This is a genomic window from Methylophaga sp. UBA4204, assembly GCF_002379485.1.
Classification (GTDB): Bacteria; Pseudomonadota; Gammaproteobacteria; order Nitrosococcales; family Methylophagaceae; genus Methylophaga.
In genome coordinates this window covers 25,705-29,693 of sequence record NZ_DFTU01000060.1, presented here as the reverse complement: position 1 = coordinate 29,693, position 3,989 = coordinate 25,705, and the positions used below count along the sequence as shown (strand labels likewise).

Sequence of the window (3,989 nt, the reverse complement as noted above, 5' to 3'; positions counted from 1 at the left end):
ACGACGGTGTGTAAGCGTTTTCCAGGCCTGAACCCGCCAGCAATTTACCGGCATTGAAACGGCCCAACGGATCCACTTTCTGTTTATAACCGGCAAATGCATCAATGGTCGCTTTATCCAGATATTGCATCTTGGTCAAACCAATTCCATGCTCACCAGAGATAACCCCACCCAGATCACCCGCCAGCTTCATTACCCCATCAACGATCAGTTCTGCTTCATGCATCATCTGATAGTCGTTTGAGTTCACCGGAATATTGGTATGCACATTACCGTCACCGGCATGCATATGGGTCGCAACAAACAGTCGGCTTGAACGTAATTCTTTATGAATATCATCCAGCTTGGTACGCAACACTTCCAGAGATTGGCCCTGAAACAGTTCTTTCAGTGGTTTTTCCACCTCTTTACGATAAGAGATACGTAAATCCCGGCGTTGCAATACATTAAATAAGGTATCGGTATCAGCCAGCAACTTGAGCACTTCATCGGATAACAACTCTTTGTGATTCAATGCGACAGAATCAAGGTTATCCAGAACTTCCTGCCAGCGGGTCTGTACCACACGTAAATGACTGCAGGCAGTATCAACTTTCGATTGCAGAATGGCATCATTTTCAGCGCTGTCATCGAGTTTTTTAATGGTTTGTTTCAGCTCTTTAGGCTGACTGCTCAAAAACTGCAGCACCGCATCCACTATTCGCAGCTTATTTTTAGTAGAATGAATGATGTTAATTCGCTCAATACCGTCGTTATATTCAGACAGCCGCTCAAGCGGAATGACCACGTCTTCATTAATTTTGAACGCGTTAGTGTGTTTGGCAATGGCTGCAGTACGCGCACGATCAGCCCAGAAACGGGCCCGTGCCTCAGGACTTACCGCAACAAAGCCTTCTCCCTCACGGGCATTCGATAGACGCACAACCTCAGAACTGGCTTCGGCTACTGCATTTTCATCATCGCCGACAATATCGATCAGCAATACCATTTTCGGTAACTCTGAACGTGGTGCCTTAGTGCTGTAATCAACTGCTTTAACGTAGCGTTCGTCCAGATGCTCCATACCTGCGAGCAGCACTTTTTTGTTGTTATCAAGGAAGTTTTTGGTTTCCACAATCGCCGGTACAGCTTTGGTCAAATCGTTACCAAAGAATTCGAGACAAACAGTTCGAATAAATTGTGGCATACGGTGAAGGACAAACACCGCCGAGGTAATCAAGCCGTCGCAACCTTCTTTCTGAATGCCAGGTAAGCCACCCAAAAACTTGTTGGTTACATCTTTACCCAAGCCCAACTTGCGTAACTGCTGTGCAGGTATAGCAATCTCTTCAGGCGCTTCCAACAATGTTTTGCCATCTGGTTTATAACGACTGATTCTGAAAGTCGCCATCTCAATATCGTGGATTTTACCCATGTTGTGGTTTAGGCGTTCCACTTCCATCCAGGTCGCATCGGGCGTCACCATTCTCCAGGAAACCAGATTATCCAGTGCAGTTCCCCACATAACGGCTTTTTTACCACCGGCATTCATCGCCACATTACCGCCGATAGTCGAGGCATCCTGAGACGTCGGATCCACAGCAAAGACCAAACCATTTTTACCGGCAAGGTCAGACAATCGACGGGTCACAACACCGGCTTCGGCACGCACAGTAGCAACTTCATCATCACGTCCAGGAAGCTTGCGATAAACAACAGTCCCTAAGCCTTCCAGTTTTTCGGTATTGATAACGACACTATCCGCAGTCAAAGGAATCGCCCCACCGGTATAGCCGGTACCACCACCACGAGGAATGACAGTTAAACCCAACTCAATACTGGCAGCAATAATAGCGGCCATTTCTTCTTCGGTGTCCGGTTTGATAACGGCCAGCGGATATTCAACACGCCAGTCAGTGGCATCTGTCACATGTGACACACGCGATAATCCATCAAAGCAGATATTGTGTTTTTTGGTCACACGGCTAAGACGACGCATAACCACTTTGCGACGATCCGCCGTTGCCAGCAGTTCACGCTCAAACTTTTCTACTGCCTTGCGAGCTGCTTGCTCAAGCTGAAGTGCCAGTTGATTATCATTTTCTGTAGCACGTTCACGGATTTGATCCAGACGATGATGCAAAGCATGGCGCAGCGAGTCCCAGCGTTTGCGATTTTCAATCAAATCATCCTGTATATAAGGATTGCGGGTGATAACCCACATGTCACCCAAAACTTCAAACAGCATTTTTGCGCTGCGCCCAGTTTTGCGTTGTTCACGTAACTGTTGCAGAATTTCCCACATCGGTTCGCCCAGATAGCGGATGACAATTTCACGATCTGAGAAAGAAGTGTAGTTATATGGAATTTCTCTTATACGAGTTGACATAATGGGTCAGCTAATCCTGATTGAGAAGTAATATTCAATCGAGAATTTTAACACGAAGCCAGCTATTATAAGACCCATTAATAATGAGCCTTTTGCCAGCGATGGCTATGTCATGAGAAAAATATGGAAATTATACAAATTATTGCACTTGCCCTACTCCAAGGCCTGACCGAGTTTTTACCCATTTCGAGCTCTGCTCATCTGATTCTGTTACCCATTATTGCCGGCTGGGAAGATCAGGGGCTTGCATTTGATGTCGCAGTACATGTGGGCACACTGACAGCGGTTATTTTTTATTTTCGAACAACCATCAGACAACTTGTCTTTGACTGGTTTCGCTCTCTGCAACAAAAACAAACTGTAGGTGAAAGTAAATTAGCCTGGGCCGTCATTATCGGTACCATTCCGGTTGGACTGGCCGGATTATTTTTGGATGATTTCATCGAGTTATTCTTACGTAGTCCGCTGGTTATTGCCGCAACAACAATTTTATTCGGACTGTTACTAGGTTGGGCAGACTGGAAAGGCAAGCGAAACCGCCAAGAAGATCAAATGAACTGGAAAGACATTTTTATTATTGGCTTCTCCCAGGCCTTGGCGCTAATACCGGGCACATCCCGCTCAGGCATCACCATGACCGCAGCATTGATGCTGGGATTAACGCGTGAAGCTGCTGCCCGCTTCTCATTTTTATTATCTATTCCGGTTATTTTTTTGGCAGGGGGCCTGGAAACAGTTAAACTGATCAAAGCTGATCAAGCAACGGACTGGTTTGCCCTAACTGCTGGCGCGGTTTTCTCGGCCATCAGTGCTTACATCTGTATCTTTTTGTTTCTTAAACTACTCGAACGGATAGGCATGTGGCCTTTTGTCATTTACCGCTTAGTACTGGGTGGCTTTTTGCTATTTATATTTAGTTAATTGCAGTTGACAGACTTTGCTTGAATCCGTAACATTCTCCCTCTTTATTTGACCGCATGCGTATATTTTCAGGAGCACCCCGCGGAATGAAAACCTTAAGTGCAAAACCAGCAGAAGTTCGTCGCGACTGGTTCGTAATTGATGCCGATGGCAAAACTCTGGGCCGTATGGCAACAGAAATCGCTCGCCGTCTGCGCGGCAAACACAAAGCTATTTATACACCTCACGTTGATACAGGCGATTACATTGTTGTTGTAAACGCTGAAAAACTGCGTGTTTCCGGCAACAAGATGAAAGATAAAATCTATTATCACCACACTGGTCACATTGGTGGTATCAAATCTATCTCGCTGGAAAAACAACTGGATAAAGCACCTGAGCGTGTCATCCAGACGGCAGTGAAAGGCATGTTGCCTAAAAATCCTCTGGGCCGTGCTATGTTCAGCAAACTGAAAGTGTATGCTGGTACTGAACATCCACACGCAGCTCAACAACCTAAAATGCTGGAAATTTAATCGGATAACGTCATGGCAGATTCTTACTACGCAACAGGCCGCCGCAAAAGCTCAACCGCTCGTGTATTCATGAAGCCAGGCAGCGGCAACATTACCATCAACACCCGCACCCTTGAAGATTACTTCGGTCGCGAAACATCTCGCATGGTGGTACGCCAACCACTTGAACTGGTTGAAATGACCGA

The 3,989-nt window shown here is 46.2% G+C and carries 4 protein-coding genes; 3 read left to right on the top strand and 1 reads right to left on the bottom strand.

Going from position 1 to position 3,989, the window contains the following annotated elements:
- Positions 1-2,368 (bottom strand): DUF3683 domain-containing protein (locus tag B3182_RS08660; protein ID WP_292752376.1); only part of this gene is annotated, 2,368 nt, incomplete at its 3' end.
- Positions 2,369-2,491: 123 nt separating this feature from the next.
- On the opposite strand from B3182_RS08660, the gene B3182_RS08655 reads away from it, so the two are divergent.
- The 3 genes from B3182_RS08655 to rpsI form a co-directional block, all read left to right on the top strand.
- Positions 2,492-3,289: an undecaprenyl-diphosphate phosphatase gene (locus B3182_RS08655; protein ID WP_292356484.1), complete on the top strand. Its 798-nt coding sequence runs from the start codon at positions 2,492-2,494 to the stop codon at positions 3,287-3,289.
- A gap of 86 nt (positions 3,290-3,375) precedes the next feature.
- Positions 3,376-3,804, top strand: coding sequence for a 50S ribosomal protein L13 (rplM, locus tag B3182_RS08650; RefSeq protein WP_014705973.1), 429 nt, complete (start codon positions 3,376-3,378; stop codon positions 3,802-3,804).
- 12 nt (positions 3,805-3,816) lie between these two features.
- The coding region (gene rpsI, locus B3182_RS08645; protein ID WP_292752436.1) for a 30S ribosomal protein S9 at positions 3,817-3,989 on the top strand (173 nt) is incomplete at its 3' end.

Coding starts and splice junctions, on each gene's coding strand:
- rplM (WP_014705973.1), top strand. CDS start 3,376: ATGAAAACCTTAAGTGCAAAACCAGCAGAAGTTCGTCGCGACTGGTTC.
- B3182_RS08655 (WP_292356484.1), top strand. CDS start 2,492: ATGGAAATTATACAAATTATTGCACTTGCCCTACTCCAAGGCCTGACC.